Source organism: Alphaproteobacteria bacterium (assembly GCA_020638555.1).
Classification (GTDB): domain Bacteria; phylum Pseudomonadota; class Alphaproteobacteria; order Bin95; family Bin95; genus JACKII01.
The window spans coordinates 237,802-263,279 of sequence record JACKII010000003.1 but is presented as its reverse complement, the minus strand read 5'-3'; the positions used below and the strand labels follow the sequence as shown (position 1 = coordinate 263,279).

Here is a 25,478-nt window from a genome sequence, read left to right as displayed (position 1 = left end):
GTCCTCCTATTTGGTGATGGAAAGCTCGCCCGGCGCGCCGGTCAGGGCGCGGCTGGGCGAGGAGGTTGCGATCAGCACGCCGAGCGTCAGCACATAGGGGGCGGCGTAGAACAGGTAATAGCCCTGGCTGACGCCGACCGATTGCAGCGCCGGCCCCAGCGCGCCGGCGCCGCCGAACAGCAGCGCCGCGCCGAAGCAGGCGAGCGGGTTCCAGCGGGCGAAGATCACCAGTGCCACCGCCATCAGCCCCTGGCCGGAGGAAATGCCCTCGTTCCAGCTGCCGGGATAGTAGAGCGAGAGATAGGCGCCGCCGACGCCGGCCAGCGCCCCGCCCACGGCGGTCGCGGCCACGCGGACCCGGTTCGGCCGCAGGCCCATGGCGCGGGCGGCGTCCGTCGAGTCGCCGACGACCCGGACGATCAGCCCCGCGCGTGTGTTGCGGAACGCCCACCAGAGCAGGAAGGCGACGACCGCTCCCGCCAGGAACAGCACGTTGACCTGCAACGCCGCCCGAACCTGTGGCAGGTCCGACCACCAGCCGAACGGAATGGCCGGCAGGTCCGGCGCGACCGGCTGGATGTAGGGCTTGCCGAAAAAGAAGGCGAGGCCGACGCCCAGCAGCATCAGGGCGATGCCGATGGCGATGTCGTTGACCCGCGGCAGCGAGCAGATACAGCCATGCACCAACCCGAACACCGCCCCCGCCAGCGCCGCCGCCGCGACGCCCGCCCAGGCCGATCCGCTCTCGCAGGCGACGGCGTAGCCCGCCATCGCACCGAAGACCAGCGTCCCCTCCAGCCCCAGATTGATCCGGCCGGCGCGCTCGGTCAGGCATTCGCCGACGCTCACGAACAGGAAAGGCGTGGACACGCGGATCGCGCCGCCCAGAATGGCGAGCGGCACGCCCCAAAGGCCGATATCGCCCTCGCTCATGGCACAATCCGCCAGCGCTCGGGCGTGAACACCCGGAAGCGGCCATAGAGCGTTTCCGACAGCAGGATGGCGACGAAAACAAAGCCCTGCAGCACCAGCACGGTGGCGTCCGGCAGGTCCATGCGCCGCTGCACCAGGCCGCTCGACGCCTCGAACCCGGCCAGCAGCACCGCCACCGGGATGATGGCGAGCGGATTGTGCCGGGCGAGAAACGCCACCAGGATGCCGGTATAGCCATAGCCGGCCGCCAGGGAGCCGTTGGCCGAGCCGTGCACCGCCGCCACCTCGAAAAAGCCGGCGAGGCCCGCGAACGCACCGCCCAGGCCCGTGAAGCCGACGATCAGGCAGCCCACCGGCAGGCCCTGGATCTGGGCCGCGCGCACATTGCCGCCGGCGATGCGGGCGGCGAACCCCCAGGTGGTCCGCTCGATCAGCACCCACGACACCAGACAGGCGAGCACGCCCGCCGCCAGCCCCCAGTGCACGTCCATGCCCGGCAGTTCGCCGATGCGGAAGGCGGCGTCGAGCGGTGCGGTCGACGGCTTGTTCAGGCTGGCGGGATCGCGCAGCGGCCCCTCGACCAGATGGTTCATCAGCGCGATGGCGATATAGGCCATGAGCAGGCTGGCAATGGTCTCGTTCACGCCGCGGCGATAACGGAGCGCGCCGATGGCACCGATCCAGGCTGCGCCGACCAGCGCGCCGGCCAGCGCCATTGCGCCGATGCCCAGCACCGACGGCACTCCGGTCAGCACGGCACCGACGCCGCCGGCGGCCACGCCGCCCAGCACGATCGCGCCCTCGCCGCCGATCATGACGAGGCCCAGCCGTGCCGGCAGCGCCACGCACAGGGCCGCCAGCAACAGCGGCGCGGTGCGCGACAGCGTGTTGCTCCAGGAAAATGCCGTGCCGAAGCCGGCCTTGTAGACCAGGGCATAGAAATCCACCGGCGACTTGCCCAGGAACAGCAGGAACAGGCCGAACGCTGCCAGGCCCGCCAGCAATGCCGCCAGGGGCAGGGCGAGGGCCTCGGCCCGTCGCGCCAGCCATTCCAGCCACAGGCGCGTGGCCCTTTGGTCCGCCGCATCGCCGGCGGCCAGCACGGCGGTTTGTGCCTGCGCGGTCATGGTCGGCGGCTTCCGTCCGATCCCGTCAGGATGTCGACCCGATCACCCCTTCCACCAGATAGTCCATGCTTTCCAGCGCCACGTCGGTCTCCAGGAATTCCTGGCCGGCCGTGGCGACGACACCGCCCTTGTTGTCGTTCAGCGGTCCCTTGATGACCGAGAAGCCGCCTTTCATGATCGCGGCCTTGGTGGCCTCGAACTGCTTGCGGGCGGCGTCGGAGACGGCGGGGCCGAGCGGGCTCATCTTGATGAAACCGTCGGCGAGGCCGCCGCGCACGAAATTCGGGATCGCGCCGCCGGACATCCGGGTCTTCACCATGTCGGTATAGACCTGGCTCCAGTTCCATTCGGCGCCGGTCAGGTACTTGTCCGGGGCGAGCGGGCTTTGGTTCGCATGATAGCCGCAGAGATACAGGCCGCGGGCGGCGCCGGTCTCCATCACCACTTTCGGGCCGTCCACATGGCAGGTGACCACGTCGGCGCCCTGGTCGGCGAGGGCGTTCACCGCCTCCGCTTCCTTCACGGCCAGCGACCACTCGCCGGTGAAGATCACCTGGCAGGTGATGGCGGGATCGACCGCGCGGGCGCCCAGCAGGAAGGAGTTGATGTTGAGCAGCACCTGCGGGATCGGCTTGGCGGCGACGAAGCCGATCTTCTTCGACTTGGTGGCGTGGCCGGCGGCGATGCCGTTCAGATACTGCCCCATGCCGATATAGCCGAAATAGGACCCGACATTGTCCGGGTGCTTGCCCTTCTGCCAGAGCCCGCCGCAATGCTCGAAGCGCAGGTCCGGGTATTTCGGCGCGACGGCCAGGATGTGCGGGTCGAAATAGCCGAAACTGGTCGGGAACAGCAGGGTCGCGCCGTCGAAATTGATCATGCTTTCCATCGACTTCTGCACGTCGACGGTCTCGGCCACATTCTCTTCCTCGACCACCGTGACGCCCGGCAGTTGTTTCACCGCGGCGGCACCCTCGGCATGGGCCTGGTTGTAGCCATAGTCGTCCTTGGGGCCGACATAGATGAAGCCGACGGTGAGGTCGGCGGCGCGTGCGAGCCGCAGCGGCCCCATGCCGGCTACGGCCGATGCGGCGCCCAGCATCAGGCCTTGTTTCAGAACGGTCCGGCGCGACGTCGATTTCCGCAGCATGATCACTCCCAATCGCCAACGGCGGCGTCCGCAGCAAAGGCCGCGGTCGTCCGCAGAGTCCGGAGGACGATAGAGAGGGTTCAGGCGTTACGTCGTCTGCTCAATTTTCAGCGATCCGCTGAATTTTTTGCACCACTGGCCGAGAGCGACCCCGAGCGGGCGCTACAGGTGCAGGCTGTGCCCCAGCGCCCCCAATGCGGCTTCCGGCACCGCCTCGCTGCGGGAGGGGTGGGGGTGGATGGTGGCGGCCAGGTCCTCCAGCGTCGCGCCCATTTCCAGCGCCAGGGCGAATTCGGCCGCCAGTTCGGCCACGCCCGCGCCGACGGCCTGGACGCCCAGGATCAGGCCGTTGTCGGCCCGGGCGACGATGCGCACCCAACCGTCCTCGCGCCCGGTGGCGAGCGCGCGGCCGTTGGCGCGGAACGGGAAGCGGCCGATTCGGATCTCGGCGCCGGTGGCGCGCGCGGCCTCCGGCGAGAGGCCGGCGCTGACCACTTCCGGGTCGGTGAAGCAGATGGCGGGAACGCAGCGCTTGTCCCAGGCCCGGCGCTCGCCGGCGACCAGTTCGGCCACCATCGCGCCCTGGGCCATGGCCCGGTGGGCCAGCATCGGCTCGCCGGTCACGTCGCCGATGGCATAGACGCCGCGCATGGAGGTGCGGCAGCGGTCGTCGATGCGCAGCGCCCGGCCGTCCCGCTCCAGCGCCAGTTCCTCCAGCCCCCAATCGTCCAGGCGGGGGCGGCGGCCGACGGCCACCAGCACCCGGTCCGCCGGCAGTTGGCGCTCGTCGCCGTCACCCGTGGCGACCACCAGCGCGTCGCCGTGCAGACGCCGGGCGCGGGCGTTCAACAGGGTTTCGACGCCGAGGGTTCGCAGGCGTTGGGCCACCGGCTGGGCCAGGTCCGCGTCATACAGCGGCAGGATGCGGTCCTCCGCCTCGACGACGGTCACGCGGGACCCCAGCTTGGCGTAGGCCGTGCCGATCTCCAGGCCGATATAGCCGGCGCCGACCACCGCCAGGCGCTCCGGCACCTGCGGCAGGGCCAGCGCCTCGGTCGAGGACAGCACCGGCCCGCCGAAGGGCAGATCCGGCAATTGGACCGGCTCGGAGCCGGTGGCGATCACCACCGCTTCGGCCCGCACCAACTGCTCGCCGGTCAGGCCGGAGACGTGCACGGACTTGCCGTCGCGGAACCGGGCCTGGCCTTCGATCACCTTGACGCCGGCCCCCTTCAGCAGATGGGCAACCCCGCCGGTCAGCCGTTGCACGACGCCGGTCTTCCAGGCCTGGGTCTTGGCGAAATCGAGCCGTGGCGATCCCGCCGAAATGCCGATATCGCCGCCGTCCGCGGCAAAGGTCGTGAGCCGGGCAAACTCGTCGGCGGCATGGATCAGGGCCTTGGAGGGGATGCAACCCACGTTCAGGCAGGTGCCGCCGAGGGCTTTTTGTTCCACCAGCACGGTGTCGATGTTCAACTGGCCGGCGCGGATGGCGCAGACATAGCCGCCGGGGCCGCCGCCGATCACCAGGAGCTTGCAGGCAATCTCTTGCATGGCCTCAGCCCTCCACGAAGATCAGCGCCGGCGTTTCCAGCAGGCGCTTCAGCGTGTGTACGAAGCGGGCGGCGTTCCAGCCGTCCACCACCCGGTGGTCGAAGCTGCACGACAAATTCATGATCTTGCGCGGCTGGAAGGCGGCGCCGTCCCAGACCGGCCGGACGGCGATCTTGTTCACCCCGACAATCGCCACCTCCGGATGGTTGATCACCGGCGTCGTGGCGATGGCGCCCAGCGGCCCCAGCGAGGTGATGGTGATGGTCGAGCCCGTCAGCTCGTCGCGCGTGGCCTGGCCGCTGCGGGCGGCCTCGGACAGGCGCAGGAGTTCCGCCGCGCAATCCCAGATGTCGCGGGCCTCGGCATGGTGCACCACCGGCACCATCAGGCCGGCGTCGGTCTGGGTGGCGATGCCGATATGCAGGCCGGCAAACTGCTGCACCGTCTCGGCCTCGTCGTCGTAGAGGGCGTTGACCTCCGGGTGCTGGGCCACCGCCTTGACCAGCGCCCGCATCAGGAAGGGCAACAGGGTGAGCCGCGGCCGGTCGGCGGGCTTGCCGGCGTTCAGTTCCGCGCGCAGGTCCTCCAGGGCCGTGACGTCGGTCTCCTCGACGATGGAATAGTGCGGGATGCGCCGCTTGGAGAGCGCCATTTTCGCGGCGATGCGCCGGCGCAGGCCCACCACCTTGACCTCGCGCACGTTCGTGTCCGGCACCAGACCCGGCGCACGGCTGGGGCCGGGGCCTTGCTGGAAGAACGCATCCAGGTCGGCATGGGTGATGCGCCCGGCGGGGCCGCTGCCCGGCACCTGGCGCAGATCGACCCCCGCGTCCCGCGCCCGTTTGCGCACGGAGGGCGCGGCCAGCGGTTTCGCCCTCGGCACGGAGCGGCCGGCCGGTCATGGGGGAATGTCGCGGCGACGCGCGGGCGGCGGCGGGGCAGGGGCGGGGCAGTGGGTGAGGCAGGGCTGGTGGGGCTGCGGACGTCTCTGCCGGTGCGGCGACTTCAGGCCCTGGCCTGCGGCGCGGCTGCGGCGGGCGGCTGAGGTCCGGCCTCGCGCGGGCTTGCCTCGGCCTCGGCCTGGCCTTCGCCCGCCACTTCCAGCCGGATCAGTTCGGCGCCGACGGCCAGCATCTCGCCCACCGGCGCGCCCAGGCGCAGCACCTTGCCATCCCTGGGGGCCGGGATTTCGACGGTGGCCTTGTCGGTCATGACAGCGACCAGCAGGTCGTCCTCGCGCACCAGGTCGCCTTCCCGCACGTGCCATTCGACCACTTCGGCCTCGGCCACGCCTTCGCCCACGTCCGGCAGCTTGACGGAGAGTTCGCCCATCACTCGGCCTCCATCACGTCGCAGAGCGCCCGCCCGACGCGCTCGGGGCCGGGGAAATAGGCCCATTCCTGGGCGTGCGGATAGGGGGTGTCCCAGCCGGTGACGCGCTTCACCGGGGCTTCCAGGCTGTAGAAGCAATGGCGCTGCACCAGCGCCGTCAGTTCCGCGCCGAAGCCGGAAGTGCGGGTGGCCTCGTGCACGACGACGCAGCGGCCGGTCTTGCGCACCGAGGCGGCGATGGCGTCCAGGTCCAGCGGGATCAGGGTGCGCAGGTCGATCACCTCCGCGTCGATGCCGGTCTCCGCGGCGGCGGCGAGCGCGACATAGACCATGGTGCCGTAGGCCAGCACGGTGACGTCGCGGCCTTCCCGGCGCAGCGCCGCCTTGCCCAGCGGCTCGGTGTAATAGCCGTCCGGCACCTCGCCCAGCTCGTGGTTTTTCCAGGGGATGACCGGGTTTTCGTGATGGCCGTCGAACGGGCCGTTGTAGAGGCGCTTCGCCTCCAGAAAGATCACCGGGTCCGGGTCCTCGATGGCGGCGATCAGCAGGCCCTTGGCGTCGTAGGGGTTGGACGGCATCACGGTTTTCAGGCCGGCCACATGGGTGAACAGCGCCTCCGGGCTCTGGCTGTGGGTCTGGCCGCCATGAATGCCGCCGCCGGCGGGCATGCGGATGACGATGGGGCAGGTGAACTGCCCGGCCGAGCGGTAGCGCAGCCGCGCCGCCTCCGAGACGATCTGGTCGTAGGCCGGGTACATGTAGTCGGCGAACTGGATCTCGACGCAGGGCCGCAGGCCGTAGGCCGCCATGCCGACGGCCGCGCCGACAATGCCCAGTTCGCTGATGGGCGTGTCGAAACAGCGGGTCTTGCCGTATTTCTTCTGCAGGCCGGCGGTGCAGCGGAACACGCCGCCGAAATAGCCCACATCCTCGCCGAAGACGACGACGCGCTCGTCCCGCTCCATGGCGATGTCGTGCGCGTTCTGGATCGCTTCCACCATGGTCCGGCGCGGCATGGCTCAGACTCCCGCGTCGTGGCGCTGGCGCACTAGGTGCGGCGGCATGGTGGCGTAGACATCCTCGAACATGTCGCGGGCCGACGGCTGGCCGCCGGAATGCAGCGTGCCGAGCGCCTCCGCCTCGCGTTGGGCGGCGATGACGGTGCTGCGCACCTCTTCCTCCGCCTGCACGTGCCGTTCCTCGCTCCAGGCGCCCTTGGCGATCAGGTGGGCCTTGAGGCGCAGCACCGGGTCGCCCAGCGGCCAGGCATCGCTTTCCGCCTTGGGGCGATAGGCGCTGGGATCGTCGGAGGTGGAATGTCCGCCGACGCGATAGGTGACGTATTCCACCAGGGTCGGCCCCAGATTGCGCCGCGCCCGCTCCACCGCCCAGGCGGCGACGGCGTGCACCGCCAGATAGTCGTTGCCGTCCACCCGCAGCGCCGGGATGCCGAAGCCCAGGCCGCGCGCGGCAAAGGTGCCGGAGCCGCCGCGGGCAATGCCCTGGAAGGTCGAGATCGCCCACTGGTTGTTGACGACGTTCAGCACCACCGGCGCCTTGTAGGTGGAGGCGAACACCAATGCTGCGTGAAAGTCGTTCTCGGCGGTGGAGCCGTCGCCGATCCAGCCGGCCGCGATCTTGTCGTCCCGGCTGATGGCCGACGCCATGGCCCAGCCGACCGCCTGGATGAACTGCGTCGCGAGGTTACCGGAGATCGAGAAGAATCCGTCCTCCTTCGAGGAATACATCACCGGCAATTGCCGGCCTTTCAGCGGGTCGGCGGTGTTGGAATAGATCTGGCACATCATGTCTTTCAGCGGGTAGCCGCCCGCGATCAACAAGCCGGCCTGGCGATAGGTGGGGAAGTTCATGTCGCCGGGCGAGAGCGCGGTGCGGAAGGCGCAACTGATCGCCTCCTCGCCCAGATGCTGCATGTAGAACGAGGTCTTGCCCTGGCGCTGCGCCTGGAGCATGCGGGCGTCGTAGGTGCGCAGCGTCATCATATGGCGCAGGCCCTGCAACACCTGCTCGTCGCTCAGCGTGCCGGCCCAGGGGCCGACGGCATTGCCGTTGCGGTCCAGCACGCGAATGATGGTGTAGGCGAGGTCGCGGATGGTTTCCGGGGTGCAGTCGACCGGCGGGCGGCGCACGGTTCCGGCGCGCGGGATGGTGATGCCGGAATAGTCGGGCGTGTCGCCCGGCCGCCATTCCGGCTCCGGCACTTGCAGCGACAGGGGCTCTCGCGGGGGCATGACCGGCATCCCTTCTGCAAACGAACACCTTCTAAAGGTAGTGCATCCTGGCCGTGGTTGGAAGGAAGCGGTACGCCGATGATGACGGTCTCAGTCGGGCGCCGGCTCGCCGTGCAGATGAACCACGCCGCGGTTGGCGAGGCCCCGCACCTGGCCCTCGGCATAGCCGGCGACGTCGCGCAGCACTTCGAGCGTGTGCTGGCCCAAGAGCGGCGCGCCGACCGGCGCCCGGACGGGCGTGCCGGTCAGGGTCAGGGCCGAGCGGACCGTCGGCACCTGGCCCTCGGTCGGGTGCGGCGCCTGGATGACCATGCCGCGGTCGCGGGTCTCGGCGGAGTCCAGCGCCTCGCCCGGCGTGCGGATCGCGCCGGCGGGAATGCCGGCCCGGCGCAGGCGCTCCAGCCACTCCGCCAGGGTGGCGGTGCGGAAGACCATGTCCATGTCGCGCTTCAGATCCGTGTGGTTCGCCACCCGGTCGGCATTGGTGGCATAGCGCGGATCGTCCGCCAGATCCGCGCGGTCGAGGCCGTCGCGGCAAAGCTTGCGCCATAGGCGGTCGCCGGCGGCGCAAAGCACGAAAGGGGCATCCGCGGCCTGGTAGACGTTCAGCGGCTGGGCCACCAGGCTGGAATTGCCGATGCGGGTCTCGTCCGTGCCCTCCATCAGATAGCGCGCCGTGTAGGGCAGGATGGTGGACAGCGCCGAATCGTAGAGCGGCACGTCGATGCGCTGGCCCTGGCCGGTGCGGTCGCGGGCATAGAGGGCGGCCAGCACCGCCTGGGCCAGATACTGCCCGGCCATGACGTCGAACAGCGAGACGCCCATGCGGGTGGGCGGGCCGTCCGGGTCGCCGGTCATCGCCATCATGCCGACCTCCGCCTGGGCGATGGGGTCGTAGCCGCCGCGATCCGCCAGCGGCCCGGTGCGGCCATAGCCGGAGATCGAGCCGTAGATCAGCCGCGGATTGTCCTTCGCGAGGTCGGCATAGCCGAGGCCGTAGCGCTCCATGGCGCCGGTGCGCATGCTCTCCACCACCACGTCGCATTTTGCGGCGAGCGCGCGCACGGCGATGGCGCCTTCCGGCTGGGTGATGTCGATGGCCAGCGAGCGCTTGTTGCGGTTGATCGCCAGGAAATAGGGCGACTCGCGGTCGGTGCCGACCGGGCGGTAGGACCGGGTTTCGTCGCCGCCGTCCGGATTTTCGACCTTGAACACCTCGGCGCCCAGGTCGGACAGCATCATGGTACAGAACGGCCCCGCCAGCACGCGGGTCAGGTCCAGCACGCGCACGCCGGCCAGCGCGGTTTCAGCCATGGCGATGGTCTCCCGAAGTTTGTTGCGGCCAAGCATTGCCGCTTGCCGCGCGATCTGCAATCGTTTCGACCTTCCCTACCCCGAGAAGGAGCCCCCCATGGCTGGCGACAAGGTGAGCATCAGCTTCGAAATCCAGGAGGACGCGGTCGCCTTCCTGACGCAGATGGCCGAGAAATACGACCTGCCCGACCGGGACAAGGCGCTGCGCGTGTTGGTGGACTATGCGATGCAGGACGGCGATGCCGAGGTGATTTTCGGCGAGGTCCGCTGCCTGCGCTGCGAGGACTGACGCGGGCTCATGCTGTCTCTCAGACTGTGCGGCGCCGGCCTCGCGCTGGCAATGGTGCTGGCCTCCCCCGCCTTGCGGGCCGAGGAAATCGGCCGGGTGGACACGGCCTTCAACTGGGTCGGCGCCAACAAGCATATCGCGGTGGAGGCGTTCGACGATCCGAAGGTCGCCGGCGTCACCTGCTATCTTTCCATGGCCCGCAAGGGCGGCATTTCCGGCGCCATCGGCGTGGCGGAGGAAACTTCCGACGCGTCCATCGCCTGCCGCCAGGTGGGGCCGATCTCGTTCCGCAAGCCGATCAGCGCCGACGAGGAGGGCGAGGAAGTGTTCCGCGAGAGCCGCAGCTTCTGGTTCAAAAAGCTGCAAGTGGTCCGCTTCTGGGACGCCAAGCGCAAGGTCCTGGTCTACCTCACCTATTCCGACAAGCTGATTGACGGCTCGCCCAAGAATGCCGTCACCGCGGTCGCGTTGATGCCGTGGGGCAGCGAGCCGCCGGGCGAGGTTCGGATCGAGCGGTGACGACCGGGCGAGCCTCGCACGCGGCCGCGAACGGCTTGGGCGGCCGCCGAGTAGGCCAATTCGCGGCGGTTCTCGCGGTTCTGACGCTGCTCTGCGGTTCCGTCGGCACGGCGGCGGCGGCGCAACAGCCCTTGCCGGCCCCGGCGGAGGAGGTGACGGCGCCGGACAAGGCCGTTGCCGTCGCCCCGGTGGCGCGTGACGACCAGATCGACCGGCGCATCACCGAGATTTTGCGCTCCACCGGCTGGTTCCAGGCGCCGCGGGTGGAAGTGAGGGACGGCGTGGTGTTTCTGGACGGCACCACGGGCTCCGAGGACCACCGCAACTGGGCCCGCGACCTGGCCGCCAAGACCCAGGACGTGGTCGCGGTGGTCAACCGGATCGCGGTCCGCCAGGAGGTCCAGTGGACCTTCGCGCCGGCCATGGCGGAGATCGAGCGGCTGGGACGCCAGGCCATCGCCATGCTGCCGCTGATCGCGCTGGCGCTGATCGTCCTGCCAATGGCCTGGTATGCGTCGCGGCTGGTCCACCGGCTCTCGATGCGCGCCCTGCGGACGCAGGTGGCCTCCGTGTTCCTGCGGGATGTCATCGCTCGCGCCATCGCGCTGCCCACGCTGCTGCTCGGCATTTACATCGTGCTGCAAGTGGCGGGGCTGACGCGGCTCGCCCTGTCCCTGATCGGCGGCGCCGGCGTGCTGGGCATCGTCATCGGCTTCGCTTTCCGCGACATTGCCGAGAATTTTCTCGCCAGCCTGCTGCTCAGCATCCGCCAGCCCTTCCGCGCCGGCGATTTCGTCGAGGTCGCGGGCTTTTCGGGCCTGGTGCAGAGCATGAACACCCGCAGCACCATCCTGTTGTCGCTCGAAGGCAACCATATCCAGATTCCGAACGCGACCATCTTCAAGAGCAGCATCGTCAACTACACGGCCGCGCCGCAGCGCCGCGAGGTGCTGGAAGTGGGGATCGGCTACGACGCCTCGGTGTCGGATGTTCAGGACATCATTCTGCGGGTGCTGAAAGACCATGAGGCGGTCACGAACGAGCCGCCGCCGATGGTTCTGGTGGATACGCTCGGCTCCTCCACCGTCAATCTGAAGGTGTATTACTGGTTCGACGGCCACAGATATTCGGAACTCAAGGTGCGATCGGCGCTGTTGCGGCTGGTCAAGGCGGCCTTGATCGAGGCGGGAATTTCCATGCCCGACGACGCGCGCGAAATCATCTTCCCGGAAGGCGTTCCGCTGGTGCAGGCCGGCCCGACGGGTGCCGCGACCGCGGCGGACCTCGCTGCGGCCAAAACCGCCCGGCAGCAGGAGGTCGCCCGCGTCGAACCCGATGCGCCGGCGACGGAGTCCGAGGATCGGCTGGAAAACGAGAGCGCCGATCTCGAAGCCCAGGCTGGCGCCGGCGGGGCCGCCATCCCCGAGGGCCGCACCGACCTGTTGCGCTGACGGCCCCCGGTCGCGTTTGGGCCGGTCGTGCCGGCGCCGGGGCTCTCCGGTGCCGCCGTTCAGGCGCCCGGCGCGGTCAGGGCCGCAATCTCGTCGGCGCTGAAGCCGGCCTCGCGCAGCACCGCCTCCGTGTGCTCGCCGGGGGCGGGCGGCAGGCGGTCCAGCTTGGGGCCGCCGTGTGCGAACGAGAAGCCGGCCCCCATCAGCTTCAACCCGTCGACCTGCTGCATGCCGGACGGGCGCCAGGCGTGCTGCGGGTGGTCGACCACTTCCGGGATGCTCCAGATTTTCGAGCAGGGGCAACCGGCCTTGTTCAGCCGCTCGTCCCATTCGGCCGCGGTGGCGGTGGCGAACACCGTGTTGATCAGCGCCTGCAATGCGGCCTTGTTTTCCGACCGCTTGTCCCAGTCGGCAAAGCGCGGGTCGGTCAGCAGGTCGGGGCGGTCCAGCACCTTGGCCAGCACCTCGTACTGGGCGTCGGTGTTGCAGGCGAGCAGGAAATGGCCGTCCCGGGCCTGGAACAGGTCGGCGGTCGGGCGGCGGCTGATCGCCATATTGCCGTACTGCTCTGGCCGGAAGCCGGCAAAAGTCCAGTCGGCGACGGTGGGCGAGAGGAAGCTGAGCGCCGAATCCAGCATGGAAACGTCGACCAGCTGGCCCTGGCCGGTCTGGGTCCGCTGCATCAGGGCGCTGGCGACGCCGAAGGCCGCGGTCATGCCGGCAATGGCGTCGGCAACGGCAAAGCCGGCCCGCGTCGGCCCGTTCTCGGGATAGCCGGTGACCGACATGATGCCGCTCACCGCCTGGATCTTGCCGTCATAGGCGGGCGTGCGGGCATCCGGTCCCTCGCGGCCGAAGCCGGAGACGCAGCAATAGATCAGGGCCGGGTTCAGCGCGTGCAGCACCTCCCAGCCGATGCCGAGCCGGTCCATGACGCCGGGGCGGAAATTCTCCATCACGACATCGACCTGCGTCGCCAGCCGCTTGACGGCGGCGACCGCTTCCGGCCGTTTCAGGTCAAGGCAGATACCGCGCTTGTTGCCGTTGGCCGCCATGAAGATCGGCGAGGTCTGGTCGCCCTTCGGCCCGGTCCTGCCGTTGGTGGAGCGGGCGCTTTCGCCGCCCGGCATCTCCACCTTGATGACGTCGGCGCCGAGCAGCGCCAGCTGGTAGCTTGCATAAGGGCCGGCAAACACCTGGGTGAAGTCCAGGATGCGGATGCCGGTAAAGGGTTGGGTCATGGGGGCTGCGCCTCTGCGTTGAACCGTCGACAAGTCGCGCTTATGCTGCCGGGCACCCGTTGATCCGACAACACATCTCTTTTCAGCAAAGGTGAGGAAACCATGAGTGGTCCGCTGACAGGCGTGAAAGTCGTTGAATTTGCAGGCATCGGCCCCGGCCCGTTTTCCTGCATGATGCTGGCCGATATGGGGGCGGAGGTGCTGCGCATCGACCGCGCCGTCAATGTCGGCAAGGAAGGCAAGGCCGAGCCGAAATACAACAACCTGTTGCGCGGCCGCAAAAACGTCGCCATCGACCTGAAAAATCCGGACGGCGTCGAACTGGCCCTGCAACTCTGCGAAAAGGCCGACATCCTGATCGAGGGCTTCCGCCCCGGCGTCATGGAGCGCCTGGGCCTCGGCCCCGACGTCGTGTTGAAGCGCAATCCGAAACTGGTCTATGGCCGCATGACCGGCTGGGGCCAGGACGGGCCGATCGCGCACACCGCCGGCCATGACATCAACTATATCTCGCTGTCCGGCGCGCTGCACTCCATCGGCCCGGTGGACGGCCCGCCGGTGCCGCCGCTGAACCTGGTTGGCGATTTCGGCGGCGGTGCGCTCTACATGGTCGTGGGCGCGCTCGCGGCCTATGTCGAGGCGCAGAAGTCCGGCAAGGGCCAGGTGGTCGACACCTCCATGGTGGAAGGCTCCGCCTCGCTGATGAGCGCCATGTACGGCGCCCTGGCCTCCGGCGCCTGGGAAGAGCAGCGCGGCCACAACCGCCTGGACGGCGGCGCGCACTATTACGGCCCCTATGAGTGCAAGGACGGCAAATACGTCTCCATCGGTTCGATCGAGCCGCAATTCTATGCGCTGCTGCTGGAGAAGACCGGGCTGAAGGGCAAGGCCATTCCCGACCAGCTCGACCGCTCGTCCTGGGCGGTGAACCGGGCGACGCTCAAGGAGATCTTCAAGACCAAGACCCGCGCGGAATGGGCGGCGATCATGGAGGACTCCGACGTGTGCTTCGGCCAGGTGCTGTCGATGAGCGAGGCGATGGAGCATCCGCACAACGTCGCCCGCGGCAGCTTTATCGAGTTGGATGGCGTGAAACAGCCGGGCCCGGCGCCGAAATTCTCGCGCACGCCGTCGAAAACGCCGATGGGCGTGGCTTATGCCGGCCAGCACTCGAAAGAGGGCCTGGCCGACTGGGGCTTCGCCGCGGCGGAAATCGACCGCCTGGCGGGCGCCGGCGCGATCAAGCAGCGCTAGGGCTTCGTACCCCGGACGGCGCGGGAGCGCCGGTGTTCCCCGGACGGTGCGAAGCGCCGATCCGGGGCCGCTTGCGGCGTGCGAACCCGGTGAAGCGGTATTCGTGAAGGCGCGCTTTCCCGGACGGCGCGAAGCGCCGATCCGGGATCCCGGGCCGCGTTCGCTTGAGATCCCGGCTCTCGCCTCCGGCTCGGCCGGAAAGCTCTGGGGTGTGCCGGTCGCGGCGGAAATCGACCGCCTGGCGGGCGCCGGCGCGATCAAGCAGCGCTAGGGCTTCGTACCCCGGACGGCGCGGGAGCGCCGGTGATCCCCGGACGGCGCGGAGCGCCGATCTGGGCCGCTGCGGCGTGCGAGCCCGGTGAAGCGGTATTCGCGAAGCGCGCTTTCCCGGACGGCGCGAAGCGCCGATCCGGGATCCCGGGCCGCGTTCGCTCGGAGATCCCGGCTCGCCTCCGGCTCGGCCGGGAAAGCTTTGGGGGGCGGTCGCGGTGGCCTCAGCCGCCGCGGCTGTAGCGCTTGGCCAGCACGCGCACCCGGTCGCGGAAATGCGGGCGCACTTTCAGCGTCCACGGCGTCTCAACCGCCTTGGCCCAGGCTTCGGTCTTGGTCACCTCCGGCGCTTCCAGGTGATAGATCGCCAGATATTTGTGGGTGGTGGTGGCACCCGCCGGCGCCACATAGCGGCGGGCGGCAATCGTGCCCGGCACGGCCGAGAGCAGGGGCAGGTGCTCCTCCTCGTACCATTTGTTGAACTCGTCCTCGCCCTCCGGCGCGCAGTTCATGGCGTTGAGCAGAAAGCCGCCGGCGCCCTCCGGCGCGGCGAGATTGCCGGGCACGGTCTGGGTGCCCTCGAAGCGCACCAGGCGCTGGCACATGGCGGTCACCCGCTTCGACCACACCGAGAGATTGTCGTAGGCGATGGCCTTGTAGGCGTCGCTCTGCAGCACGGCGAGGCTGTCCAGGTCATAGATCGCCAGCGCCTCGGTCGGGTTCTCGACGCTGATCCAGCGCTCGCAGAGCCCGAAGCCGGGCACGGCCTGGCGTTCCGGAATGTGCTCCAGGTCGTACCAGTCGTGAAACTCGTCGGCATGGGCGGTGGCAAAGTCGAAACCGACGGCGAGAATGCCGGTGGCGCTGGCCATGGGCGGAGCTCCTTTCCGAGAGCGCGTAGGGTTTAGCCACAGTTTAGACGCAGCGCGCGGCGGTCGCGTAGCGACTTTCTGCGGTCGCCGGCAAGGGCGGTGCGGTGACGATCAGAGCTTTGGCTTGCCCGATGCCGGTTTTGCCGGCGGTTGGCGGTTCTGCACCAGCGAATCGATCCATGCCGCAACTCCGGCCTCGCTGCGGGCGGCGGCGGCTACATCCACCAACACGCCTTTGGCCGACCCTAAGGGATCATAAGCGAGCGAATAGGTCAGCAAGACCGCGCAATCGTCTGGGCTTGTCGCATCCGGGGCGATCATCTTGCCGGTGGTGGAATTCTGGATCGCAGGCAGGATTCTGCCGGATTCAATCGCACCGGTGGATGCGCCGACACTTCCATAAGGTCCATCGACCTTGTATCCGCCCGGAATGGCACGCAGGCACTGCACCTTGCCATCGCCAATCAGCCACTGGTAGCGATGCGTCTGCCGTTTGTTGTCGTTCGTCGCATCGATCTCTGAAGCTTGCGGCGGCCCGTATTTCTCATGAAGAGCTTCAATATAGGCTTCGCGAGAAATCGGCGGGTCGAAATTGTTGTGTATTCGCGATATCGCTATGGCACGCGGCTCTGACGGCGGTAGAGAGAAATAAACATAGATACTGTCATGCTGCTTTTTGCCGGAAACAGCGAAAATATAACTGACGAACGGGTCGGTTTTGTGTGTTTTGTTGCCGACGCGATATTGATAAATTTTCTGAACTGGCGGCTGAATGTGAAGATCCGGGTTGTAGGCCTTGATTGCGGCTTCTGCCTCCGCGACCGTCATGCCCAATGTCAGGCCGACAATGTCGGCTTCGGAGCCGTCCGCTGCCCGGGCGCCGCCAGCCAACAGGACGCTCAGCGCCAAGGCGGCGCAAGCGTGTTTCAACTGCATGTTCATGGGTGGTCTGCTCCTGGATGACTTTGCTGCAAGCTGAACAGGGGCGGTGCGATCCTGTCAAGGAATCGTGCGCGTTCGGCCGCATCGGTCGTCAGGCCGCCCGGCTGACCCGGCAGAGCAGCGACTTCAAATTGGTCTGTTCGCTGATCGGGCAGCGCTGGCTCTTGTCGGTCAGGAAGTTGACCGGCTTCCACGGGTGGTAGGGCTGTTTCTCGCCCCAGCCGATGGGGATGAACACGGCGGTCTTGCGGATGCCGGCATAGACCCAGGCGCGGGCCTCGGTCTCGCCATGGGAGGTCTCGATGCGCACGCGCTCGCCGTCGCGGATGCCGAGCCGGCCGGCGGTCTCCGGGTGGATCTGGCAATAGAGGTCCGGCCACATCTCCTGCGCCTGCCAGGAATTGTGGGTCCAGGAGTGGAAGTGCGGTGCCGGCGGGCGGCCGCTCACCAGTTCCAGGGTGAAGCCCTGTTCGCGCAAGGCCGCGCCGGGCGCGGCGTTGGCGCCGGAGACGATGCGGCCGCGCGGCGCGTAGGCAGCGCCGTTCAGGAACGGGTTCGGCACGCCCTCCGCCCGGTCGTCGTCCAGCAATTCCATATAGGGCATGTCGATCAACGCCTCGCGCTCGCCATAGAATTCCGGCAGGGCGGAAAGGCCGAGGGCCTGGAACTTCGCCTCCTGCGCCTCGGTCCAGAATTCCAGCTTGCCGCTGGGCGTCGGGAAGCGGTGGCCTTCGGGCGCGCCGGGGGCGGTCGTGCCCTCGGTGTAGAGCGTGTCGATTTCCGGCGAGTCCTCGGTCGACATCGGGAAGCGCAGCCAGCGCCGCGGCGTGGCGTGGAGATGGGCCTGGGTGATGCCGCGGACCTGTGGGTGGCCGATCATCGCCTCGTCCCAGAACCGGGCCGGGTCCTTCCAGTCTTCCTTCATCACGTCGCCGAAGCCGAAGCGCTTGCCGAGTTCGATCCAGATCCAGCCGTCCGGCTTGGCCTCGCCCGGCGGGTCGATCATCTTGTCGATCCAGACGATGCGCCGGTCCTCGCTGGCGCGGCTGATCTCGCCCTTTTCGATGCCGGTCGCCACCGGCAGCACATAGTCGGCAAAGGCGCTGGTCTCGTTCAGGTACAGGTCGATATGGACCAGCAGGTCCAGCGCCTCGAACGCCTTGCGCGTCTTGTCCTGGCTCGGCCAGAGCGCCATCGGATTGTTGTTGGCGATCAGGGCCTTGAGCGGGTAGGGCTCGCCGGTCAGCATGGCGTCGGTCCAGGCCGCGGGGCTGGTGCGCACGCGCGGCCGGCTTGGGGCGGCCCGGCGCTCGACCGGCGCGTTCGCTTCCGCCGGATTGCCGGAACTGACGTTGAAATAGGCGCCACCCTTGCGGCCCATATTGCCGGTGATGGCGGCGACGAACAGGATTGCCCGGTTGTTCTGGACCGAGTTGGTGTGCTGGTTCAGGCCGCGGCTGCCGAAGATGACGCAGCCGTCGGCGGTGGCGATCTCCTTTGCCAGCTGGCGGATATCGTCGGCGGAGAGGTCGCAGATCGGCGCGGCCCAGTCCGGCGAATAGCCCTTCTCGAACAGGAAATCGCGCCACTGCTCCCAGCCCTCGACATGGTCGCGGCAGAAGGCGTGATCGTGCAGGTCCGCGTCGAAAATGTGATAGGCCAGGGCGAGGAACAGCGCCAGGTCGGAGCCCGGACGCACCGGCAGATGCCAGTTCGCCTTGCTGGCGGTCACGGTCTGGCGCGGGTCGACGACGATCATGCGCGCGCCGTTCTTCAGCCGCCAGTCGTTGATCATGCCGAAATGAACCGGCCGCGTCTCCGCCTGGTTGTCGCCGACATAGACGTAGAGCCCGGCCGAGCCCATGTCGTCCGGCGTGTAGCTGTTGCCGCTGCCCGCCGCGCCGAGGACCAACTGGAAGGCGATGTTCTTGCCGCTGGAGCAGTAGGGCTCCGTCGTCTCGAAGTTCGGCGTGCCGAACATCTGGTAGAACATCCGGATATAGCCCTTGTTCGCGAGCGTGCCCGTGCGGGTGCCGGCGAAAATGCCTAGCGCCTCCGGCCCATGCGCGTCGCGAACGGCCTTGATCCTGTCGGCGATCTCGTCCAGCGCCTGCTCCCACGAGATCGGCTCGAACCGGCCTTCGCCGCGCTTGCCGACGCGCTTCAGTGGCCGGGTGAGGCGTTTTTCGCTGGTGTAGAGCTGGAGCGACAATTGCGATTTCGGGCAGACGCGGCCCTGGTAGAGCGGGTCATCGTCATTGCCGGTGATCTTCACCAGCTTGCCGTCGCGGAAATGGTATTTGGTCGGGCAGGCGTTGAAGCAGATATTGCAGCCGCCGGGGATGACCGTGTCCGGCCGGCGCTCGGCCCTGGGTGCGCCGAACGGATAGACGGAGGGCTGGCTTTCGAACCGGCCGCTGTCGGTGACGCCGGGGATGGCGCGGTCTTCGGTGGTGAAGTGCTGGGCCTCGCCGATCAGCCGATCGAGATAGAGCGTCGCCGGCTCCAGCAGCCAGGGATCGTTGTCGAGCAGGCTGCGGCCCTGGGCTTCGGCCTCGGCCAGCAGGCTGTCGCGCTCGCCGAAACTGATGGCGCGGGTCGGGCAGACGCTGGCGCAGGCGGTGGTGGCCTCGCCCTCGGCGCGGCGCTCGGCGCAGAGATCGCATTTGACGGCATGGTGGCCGTCGGCGTCATAGCCCATGGCGCCATAGGGGCAGGCGGCCACGCACTCGCCGCAGCCGACGCAGCGGTCCTCCAGCACCTGCACCACGCCGGTTTCCGGGTCCTTGGCGATGGCCTTCGGGTTGACCGGGCAGGCGCGCAGGCAGGCGGGCCGGTCGCAGTGCTGGCAGGCCATGGTCAGGAAGTCCAGCGCCGGTCGCGCCGTGCCGTTCGTGCGGCTGGGCAGCCACAGGACCCGGTTCCGCCGCTCGCCGGCGCCGAGCCCGTGTTCGGTCTTGCAGGCGACTTCGCACGACTTGCAGCCGGTGCAGCGCTCCAAGTCGATCATCAGGGCGAGGCGGTTGGACATGGGCGCGGCTTCCGGAAGGTGCGACAGCGGGTTCCGGTAACGAACGGGATTTTCGCGGCCGGGTCAACACGGCTCCGGCTCCGGTGCGCGCACCGAGCCGAGGGTTAGCGGGCCGCTTGCGATGACGGGGCGGTGCCGGCCTCGCCCGTGGCCGGATCGTAGCCGTCGGTGAGGGTGTTCAGAAAGGCGACCAGGTCCGCGATATCCCGTTGGTTCAAGGGCAGATTCCCCATCTCGTCCCGATTGACGGTGCCAGGCACCTCCGCCGGCGGCCAGCAGCGGGCGGCCATGGCCTCGCGGGCCGAGGCTTTCGGGTTGGCGCAGGCCGGGCGGGTGTCGCGGGTGGCGTAGAAGGTAACGATCTGCTCCATCGTGTCGAAATAGCCGTTGTGGCCATAGGGGGCGGTCAGCGCCAGATTGCGCAGGGTCGGCACCTTGAACGCCCCGTCCAGCGCCGGATCGTGCACGACCGCGCCCAGGCCGCGGTCGATGAAGGCCGGGCCGTCCGGGTTGTGCGGGTTGGTGAGATAGCCGCTGGCGTAATTCTTGGGGATGCCGACATTGTCGTAGGTGAAGTCGGTGAACAGGGCCGGTGTGTGTGCGTCCGCGGGCTCGGTGATGTGGCAGGCGGCGCAATTGCCCTTGGCCTTGTCCGTGAACAGGTCGAAGCCACGCTGTTCCTGCGGGGTCAGGCGCACCAGACCGCGGCGGAAATCGTCGAACTTGGAGGTGAACGGCGCGAATGCGCGGGTCCGCTCAAAGGCGGCGATGGCGCGGGCGATGCGGTCATAGGCGCCGGGGGCGTCGTCGAGTGCGCCGGCGCCATAGACGCTGGCGAACCGGGCCGCGTTCGGACCGGCTTTCAGACGGGCGACCACCTGGGCGGGCGCGGTGTTGGCCATCTCGATCGGGTTGACGAAGGGCTGCTTGGCCTGGTCCTCCAGGGTTGCGGCGCGTCCGTCCGAAAACTGGCCGCCGATCCAGAGGCCCTCGGCCTTGTCGAAATGGAAGGTCGGGCTGAAGGCGGCATACAGGACGCTGGGGGCGCTGCGCGAGCCGAACAGGGTCGGGTCGACGCCCTTCGAGGTCGGGTGCCAGTGGTCGGGGTCGGTGAAGGCGGTGGCCGCATCGTGGCAGGAGGCGCAGGCCTGCCCCGGCGGGTTGGACAGCGACGTGTCGAAGAACAGCGCCCTGCCCAGCGCCTGCTCGGCCGTCAGGGGCGCCGGCCCGGCAGCGGGGCCGGCCATGGCGGGGGCTGCCATGACCGGGCCGAGAGCGATCGGGCCGAGAGCGACCAGGCCGAGAGCGACCAGCGCCCCTTTCGCGCGAACAAACCCACCCATGCCCGGGACTCCTCCGATCCAGCGATAGCGGTTATGCGGGGCGGAGTATATGCGAATGAGAATGACTTGCAATTGCAGTGATTGGTCGCACCCGTTGCGCATGGGGGCGGCACCAGGCCGGTCGGAGGGAAGCGCTGCGGCCGGTCCGGCTGCGACGGGGCCGAACCGTCAGAAATTCCAGGCGGTCAGGTGCCACCAGTAGATCGCCCGCCCGTGCGCCACATAGCCGGCGAAGAACACCACCAGCAGCACGTGCAGGCCCAGGCCGAGGACAAAGCCCCAGGCCAGCAACCGGTGCGCCAGCCGCCAGTGCCGTTGCCCGCGCGAGAGTATGGCGGTGGCGCCGGTCAGCCGCAATTCCTCGTCGCAAAGGCGCTGATAGGCCAGCGCCATTCGCGGCCGGGAGACCCAGTGGCGCGGTTGCAGTGAGAACGTGGCCTCGCTGGCCGCGGGGTCGAGCGCGGCAAGCATGGCCCGTTTCTCGCCGATCAGGGCGCGCAGGCGCTCGCGGGTGGCGGGCGCGGGCGGGGCGAAGGCGGCATGCTTGCGCCCGAACGTGCCGGCCATCTGCGCCGCACCGGCGCTGCGCGACCAGACGCCGAGGGCGACGAGCGCCAGCAGCAGCAGCAACAGCAGCGTCGGGAACTGGATCACGTGGAAGCTCCAGTGGGCCAGCACGCCCGCCAGCCCCAGGCTGGCGAGGACGACATGGGCGCGGAACCCCGCCTTGCCCGGTCGCCCGAACCGCTTCGCCAGCACCGCCGCGAACGAGACCAGCAGCAGGACGGCGCCGGCAATCGCCAGCGACTGCAACAGCGGGCTGCCGGGGCGCGCCCAGGGTGCTGCGGACGCACCGAACACGGCCGCCGCGACCAGTCCGGCCGCAAGCGTGATCCCCACCGTGGCAAACAGTCGGCGGTTGGAGAAGTCCATCGCGGGACGGGACATGGCGGGGGCAATCCTCTGGGGCAAACGGATGGCAGCCGGTTGGTTATGGCGAGGATTGCCGCCGGTCTGCAAGACCGGCCGCGCCGGCCTCAGGCCGGCCGGTCGCCTTTCAGCGTGATGCGGCGCATGCGCCGGCGCTGGCCCTGGTAGTCGTTCAGGGCGCAATGCTGGGTCACCCGGTTGTCCCAGACCGTGACGGTGCCGGGCTGCCAGCGCACGCGGCAGGTGAATTCCGGCCGGGTGATGTGCTCGGCCAGGAATCCGATCAGCGGCTGGCTTTCCGCTTCCGTCATGCCGGCAAAACGCTTGGTGTGCGCCTTGGAGAGATACAGGCCCTTTTCGCCCGTTTCCGGATGGGTGCGCACGACCGGGTGTTCGGAGACATAGACCTCGGCCTCGGCGTTGTTGTTCGCCGCCATGCCGTCCAGCTTGGCCATGGCCTTGGCGCGGCCGCCGCTGTAGAGCGAGTTGGAATCGTTCACACCCTTCAGCCCGTCCAGTGCCGCCTTCAGGCCGTCCGAGAGCGACTCGTAGGCGCGGACGGTGTTGGCGAACAGGGTGTCGCCGCCGGCCTCCGGCGTTTCCAGCGCCATCAGCAGCGTGCCCTTGGCGGGCTCCGGCAGATAGGCGGTGTCGGAATGCCAGCCGCCGCCGAAATTCACCCTGTCCTTCTCGGTCTTCACGATCTCGATGATTTCCGGATGCTCCGGCAGGCCCTTGATGAAGGGGTAGAGGTCGGGCTCGCCGAAAATCCGGGCCGCGCGCATCTGCTGCTCCGGCGAGAGCGCCGGCCCGTCGAACACCAGCACCTTGTGCGCCAGGAAGGCGGCATAGATGTCGGCGGTCTCGCTGTTGGAGAGATCGCGGGACAGGTCGACGCCCTGAACGCGGGCGCCGATGGAACCGGCAATCGGCTGGACTTGCATGGACGTCAGAGCCCCAGGCGTTTGTTGATGTCTTCGAAGGCGCGGACCGAAGCTTGCACGTCCATGTCGCGCTCCGTCAACTCCTCCGGATCCCAGTCCGAGCGGTGGGCGTTGAAGAAATCGCCGCCATAGACGTGCAGCGCGCCGGAGAGTTTCAGGGTCGGGTTCAGCACCGAATGGATGATGTCCTGGCCCAGCGGCGAGCAGTCGCGGGTGCCCATGGACTTGGCGCCGGCGGCCTCGATGCGGCCGTCCGCATCCTCCGGCAGGCGGCGCCAGAACACGTTGTCCTCGCGCCCGCCATACATGCCGATCACCGCCCACATATTGTGATTGTGCGGCTGGATCGTCTGGTGCGGCCCCCAGGCGAGGTTCAGGATCGTCAGGTCCGGCGCGTGATAGAGCGTGTGGCTGCCGGCGCGGGTCGGCTCGCCCAGAACCTTCACCACCGCGTCCGGGTCGCTGACGGCGCGGGCGATCACCTCCGCCGCGGCCTTGTGGGTCGGGTCGTCCTTGACGGCCTGGCGGCAGTCTTCGATGAATTGGTCGAGATCGAACATGGCTGACTCTCGTGGGTGGTGGTGCGATCGGGACGCACACGGCATCGGAGTCCGCAGTTTAGCAAACAATTTTCCAATCTGATACGCTGTTGGAGAAAATATGACCGAAATTTCCGGCGATTTTGCAACCATCCCCGTGGTCGACCTGTCCACCATGGCGGACGGCGATGCCGCGGCCCGCGCGGCCCTGGTCCGCCATGTGCGCGACATCTGCCACCATATCGGCTTCATGCTGGTCACGGGGCACGGCGTCGATCCGCAACTGGTCACCGACGTGTTCGACCTCTCGCGCCGGTTTTTCGCGCTGCCGGAGGACCAAAAGCGCCTGATCGACAAGCGCAATTCGCGCCATTTCCGCGGCTGGGAGCCGGTGGGGGCGGAGCGTACCAACAACCGCGTCGACGTGCGCGAGCAGATCGACCTGTGGAGCGAGCACCCGGCGCGCAGCCCGGACGTCCGGCCGGACTATCTGCGCCTGCTGGGGCCGAACCAGTGGCTGCCGGAGGCAGTGCTGCCCGGCTACCGCGCCACCATGGACCGCTGGTTCCGCGAACTGGGCACGCTCGGCGACCGGCTGATGCGGATTTTCGCCGAGGGGCTGGGCCTGGCGCCGGACCATTTCGACCGGATGTTCGGTGCCGAGCGCATGTCGCTCACCAAGCTGATTTCCTACCCGGAAACGCCGCCCGGCGCATTCGGCGTCAACGCCCATCACGACGCCGGCTTCCTCACCATCCTGGCGCCCGGCACCACGCCGGGGCTGGAGGTGGAGAACGCCAACGGCGATTGGGTGCCGATCGCACCGGTGCCGGGCGCCTTCGTCATCAATCTGGGCGAGGTGCTGCAATCGATCACCGGCAATTATTTCGTGGCGACGCCGCATCGCGTCGCGACGCGGGCCGCGCGCCTGTCGGTCGGCTATTTCCACGGGCCATCCCTGGACACCTCGCTGCGGCCGCTGCCGCTGGCGCCCGCCTTTCACGAGGCGGTGGCCGCCAGCCCGCGCCATGCCGGTGCCGGCTTCATGACCCAGCCGGACGAGGTGGCCGGCGGCGTCGCCGACATGCAGAGCCAGAGCCATCCGGACACCTATGGCGGCCAGCTCTGGAACTATTTCCGCCGCAGCTATCCCGAAAATGTGCGCCGCTATTACCCGGAGCGGGCCGGATAACGTCACGGTTTGGTCGGCTTGGTCGATGGCGCTTGCGGCGGCGACCGGGTAAGGAGGCCACCGACCGGCCGCACGGGGCCGGGCTGGAGGATTGCCGCGATGAACGATATGGCCTCGACCCTGGCCGCGGACTATGCCCGCGACGGCTTCGTCTTTCCGCTCGACATCCTGTCGCCGGCGGACGCCGAGGGCCTGCGCGCCGACCTGGAAGCCGGGGAAGCCGCGCTGGCGGACGACCCGAAGCGGCTGGGCCTGCTGCGGGGCTATCCCGCCCGCCTGTTGCCGGGGTTCGACGCGCTGGTCTGCCATCCGAAGATGATCGCCGCCGCAAGCGCGGTGCTGGGGCCGGACCTGCTGGTCTGGGGTTCCGGCCTGTTCATCAAGGAGGCGAACACCCCGCACTATGTGAGCTGGCACCAGGACCTGACCTATTGGGGGCTGGACCAGCAGGACGAGGTGACGCTCTGGGTGGCGCTGTCGCCGGCCACGACCGAAAGCGGCTGCATGCGCTTCGTCCCCGGCAGCCACCGAGAGCGCATCGTGCCGCACAAGGACACGTTTGCCGGCGAGAACCTGTTGACCCGCGGCCAGGAACTGGCGGTCGACGTGGACGAATCCCGGGCGGTGGATGCGGTGTTGCAGACGGGCCAGGCGTCGGTGCATCACGGCCATCTGTTTCATGCGTCCGGCCCGAACCGCACCGGCGACCGGCGCATCGGCGCCGCCATCCGCTATATCGCGCCGCGGATGAAAGCCCGCTCCGGCCCGGACACCGAGGTCGTGCTGGTGGCGGGCGAGGACCGGTTCGGCCACTTCACCCTGGTCGATGGGCCTGCGACCCGCATGGCCGATGCGGATTTTGAGCGGGTGGCCGCCGATGCCGCGCGCCGGCATACCATCCTGTTCGAAGGCGCGGGGGCCGAAGGGCGGCGGCGGCGCTGACCGGCCGCGGCGGTGCATTTGACTTTTCTCAATGCACCGCCCGTCCTGGACGATAGG

Annotated in this window: 22 protein-coding genes and 1 pseudogene; 7 read left to right on the top strand and 16 right to left on the bottom strand. The window is 68.6% G+C overall.

The genetic code is table 11. From position 1 onward, the window contains the following. Positions 1 to 6 precede the first annotated feature (6 nt). From H6844_12800 to H6844_12765, 8 genes and pseudogenes are all read right to left on the bottom strand, one after another. The gene (locus tag H6844_12800; GenBank protein MCB9930275.1) at positions 7 to 933 is read right to left on the bottom strand and encodes an ABC transporter permease; all 927 of its coding nucleotides are present in this window, start codon (positions 931 to 933) and stop codon (positions 7 to 9) included. Further along, on the bottom strand, positions 930 to 2,060 hold the full coding sequence (locus H6844_12795; protein MCB9930274.1) for an ABC transporter permease: 1,131 nt from the start codon (positions 2,058 to 2,060) through the stop codon (positions 930 to 932). The genes H6844_12800 and H6844_12795 overlap by 4 nt, the downstream gene beginning before the upstream one ends. Before the next feature lie 25 nt (positions 2,061 to 2,085). Next, complete coding sequence (locus H6844_12790) at positions 2,086 to 3,210, bottom strand: BMP family ABC transporter substrate-binding protein (GenBank protein MCB9930273.1); 1,125 nt, start codon at positions 3,208 to 3,210, stop codon at positions 2,086 to 2,088. A 162-nt stretch (positions 3,211 to 3,372) separates the two neighbouring features. Continuing rightward, complete coding sequence (gene lpdA / locus H6844_12785; GenBank protein MCB9930272.1) at positions 3,373 to 4,764, bottom strand: dihydrolipoyl dehydrogenase; 1,392 nt, start codon at positions 4,762 to 4,764, stop codon at positions 3,373 to 3,375. Between the two features lie 4 nt (positions 4,765 to 4,768). Then, positions 4,769 to 6,096, bottom strand: a pseudogene (locus tag H6844_12780) (2-oxo acid dehydrogenase subunit E2). Next, on the bottom strand, positions 6,096 to 7,112 hold the full coding sequence (locus tag H6844_12775) for an alpha-ketoacid dehydrogenase subunit beta (GenBank protein MCB9930271.1): 1,017 nt from the start codon (positions 7,110 to 7,112) through the stop codon (positions 6,096 to 6,098). Before H6844_12775 ends, H6844_12780 begins: the two are co-directional and overlap by 1 nt. A 3-nt stretch (positions 7,113 to 7,115) precedes the next feature. After that, positions 7,116 to 8,348, bottom strand: coding sequence for a 3-methyl-2-oxobutanoate dehydrogenase (2-methylpropanoyl-transferring) subunit alpha (locus H6844_12770; protein MCB9930270.1), 1,233 nt, complete (start codon positions 8,346 to 8,348; stop codon positions 7,116 to 7,118). A gap of 90 nt (positions 8,349 to 8,438) precedes the next feature. Next, positions 8,439 to 9,662: a CoA transferase gene (locus H6844_12765; GenBank protein MCB9930269.1), complete on the bottom strand. Its 1,224-nt coding sequence runs from the start codon at positions 9,660 to 9,662 to the stop codon at positions 8,439 to 8,441. 97 nt (positions 9,663 to 9,759) lie between these two features. Between H6844_12765 and H6844_12760 the strand changes: the two genes are divergently transcribed. From H6844_12760 to H6844_12750, 3 genes are all read left to right on the top strand, one after another. After that, positions 9,760 to 9,951, top strand: a complete 192-nt coding sequence (locus H6844_12760) for a hypothetical protein (protein ID MCB9930268.1) — start codon at positions 9,760 to 9,762, stop codon at positions 9,949 to 9,951. Positions 9,952 to 9,960: 9 nt separating this feature from the next. After that, positions 9,961 to 10,470 (top strand): CreA family protein, encoded by a 510-nt coding sequence (locus H6844_12755; protein ID MCB9930267.1) that lies wholly within the window; start codon positions 9,961 to 9,963, stop codon positions 10,468 to 10,470. 80 nt (positions 10,471 to 10,550) lie between these two features. Next, positions 10,551 to 11,921: a mechanosensitive ion channel gene (locus H6844_12750; protein MCB9930266.1), complete on the top strand. Its 1,371-nt coding sequence runs from the start codon at positions 10,551 to 10,553 to the stop codon at positions 11,919 to 11,921. 59 nt (positions 11,922 to 11,980) lie between these two features. On the opposite strand, the gene H6844_12745 is transcribed toward H6844_12750, so the two are convergent. After that, a complete protein-coding gene (locus H6844_12745; GenBank protein MCB9930265.1) occupies positions 11,981 to 13,162 on the bottom strand; it encodes a CoA transferase in 1,182 nt (393 codons plus the stop codon). Positions 13,163 to 13,264: 102 nt separating this feature from the next. Between H6844_12745 and H6844_12740 the strand changes: the two genes are divergently transcribed. Then, on the top strand, positions 13,265 to 14,416 hold the full coding sequence (locus H6844_12740; GenBank protein ID MCB9930264.1) for a CoA transferase: 1,152 nt from the start codon (positions 13,265 to 13,267) through the stop codon (positions 14,414 to 14,416). A gap of 46 nt (positions 14,417 to 14,462) precedes the next feature. Further along, a complete protein-coding gene (locus H6844_12735) occupies positions 14,463 to 14,687 on the top strand; it encodes a hypothetical protein (GenBank protein MCB9930263.1) in 225 nt (74 codons plus the stop codon). Positions 14,688 to 14,910: 223 nt separating this feature from the next. Here the strand turns inward: H6844_12735 and H6844_12730 are convergent, their stop codons facing one another. The 7 genes from H6844_12730 to H6844_12700 form a co-directional block, all read right to left on the bottom strand. Next, the gene (locus tag H6844_12730; GenBank protein MCB9930262.1) at positions 14,911 to 15,558 is read right to left on the bottom strand and encodes a hypothetical protein; all 648 of its coding nucleotides are present in this window, start codon (positions 15,556 to 15,558) and stop codon (positions 14,911 to 14,913) included. Between the two features lie 111 nt (positions 15,559 to 15,669). Then, positions 15,670 to 16,500, bottom strand: coding sequence for a hypothetical protein (locus H6844_12725; protein MCB9930261.1), 831 nt, complete (start codon positions 16,498 to 16,500; stop codon positions 15,670 to 15,672). Positions 16,501 to 16,591: 91 nt separating this feature from the next. After that, complete coding sequence (locus H6844_12720) at positions 16,592 to 19,531, bottom strand: molybdopterin-dependent oxidoreductase (GenBank protein ID MCB9930260.1); 2,940 nt, start codon at positions 19,529 to 19,531, stop codon at positions 16,592 to 16,594. A gap of 104 nt (positions 19,532 to 19,635) precedes the next feature. Beyond that, positions 19,636 to 20,874 (bottom strand): c-type cytochrome, encoded by a 1,239-nt coding sequence (locus tag H6844_12715; protein MCB9930259.1) that lies wholly within the window; start codon positions 20,872 to 20,874, stop codon positions 19,636 to 19,638. A 168-nt stretch (positions 20,875 to 21,042) separates the two neighbouring features. Next, positions 21,043 to 21,822 carry a hypothetical protein gene (locus H6844_12710; protein MCB9930258.1) on the bottom strand — a complete coding sequence of 260 codons (780 nt, stop codon included), beginning with the start codon at positions 21,820 to 21,822 and terminating at the stop codon, positions 21,043 to 21,045. Positions 21,823 to 21,911: 89 nt separating this feature from the next. Continuing rightward, positions 21,912 to 22,748, bottom strand: coding sequence for a TauD/TfdA family dioxygenase (locus H6844_12705; protein ID MCB9930257.1), 837 nt, complete (start codon positions 22,746 to 22,748; stop codon positions 21,912 to 21,914). A 5-nt stretch (positions 22,749 to 22,753) separates the two neighbouring features. Beyond that, complete coding sequence (locus tag H6844_12700) at positions 22,754 to 23,308, bottom strand: hypothetical protein (protein ID MCB9930256.1); 555 nt, start codon at positions 23,306 to 23,308, stop codon at positions 22,754 to 22,756. A gap of 100 nt (positions 23,309 to 23,408) precedes the next feature. On the opposite strand from H6844_12700, the gene H6844_12695 reads away from it, so the two are divergent. Beyond that, entirely contained in the window at positions 23,409 to 24,479 is a 1,071-nt protein-coding gene (locus tag H6844_12695; protein ID MCB9930255.1) for an isopenicillin N synthase family oxygenase, read from the top strand. A 99-nt stretch (positions 24,480 to 24,578) separates the two neighbouring features. Then, a complete protein-coding gene (locus H6844_12690) occupies positions 24,579 to 25,421 on the top strand; it encodes a phytanoyl-CoA dioxygenase family protein (GenBank protein MCB9930254.1) in 843 nt (280 codons plus the stop codon). Positions 25,422 to 25,478 lie beyond the last annotated feature (57 nt).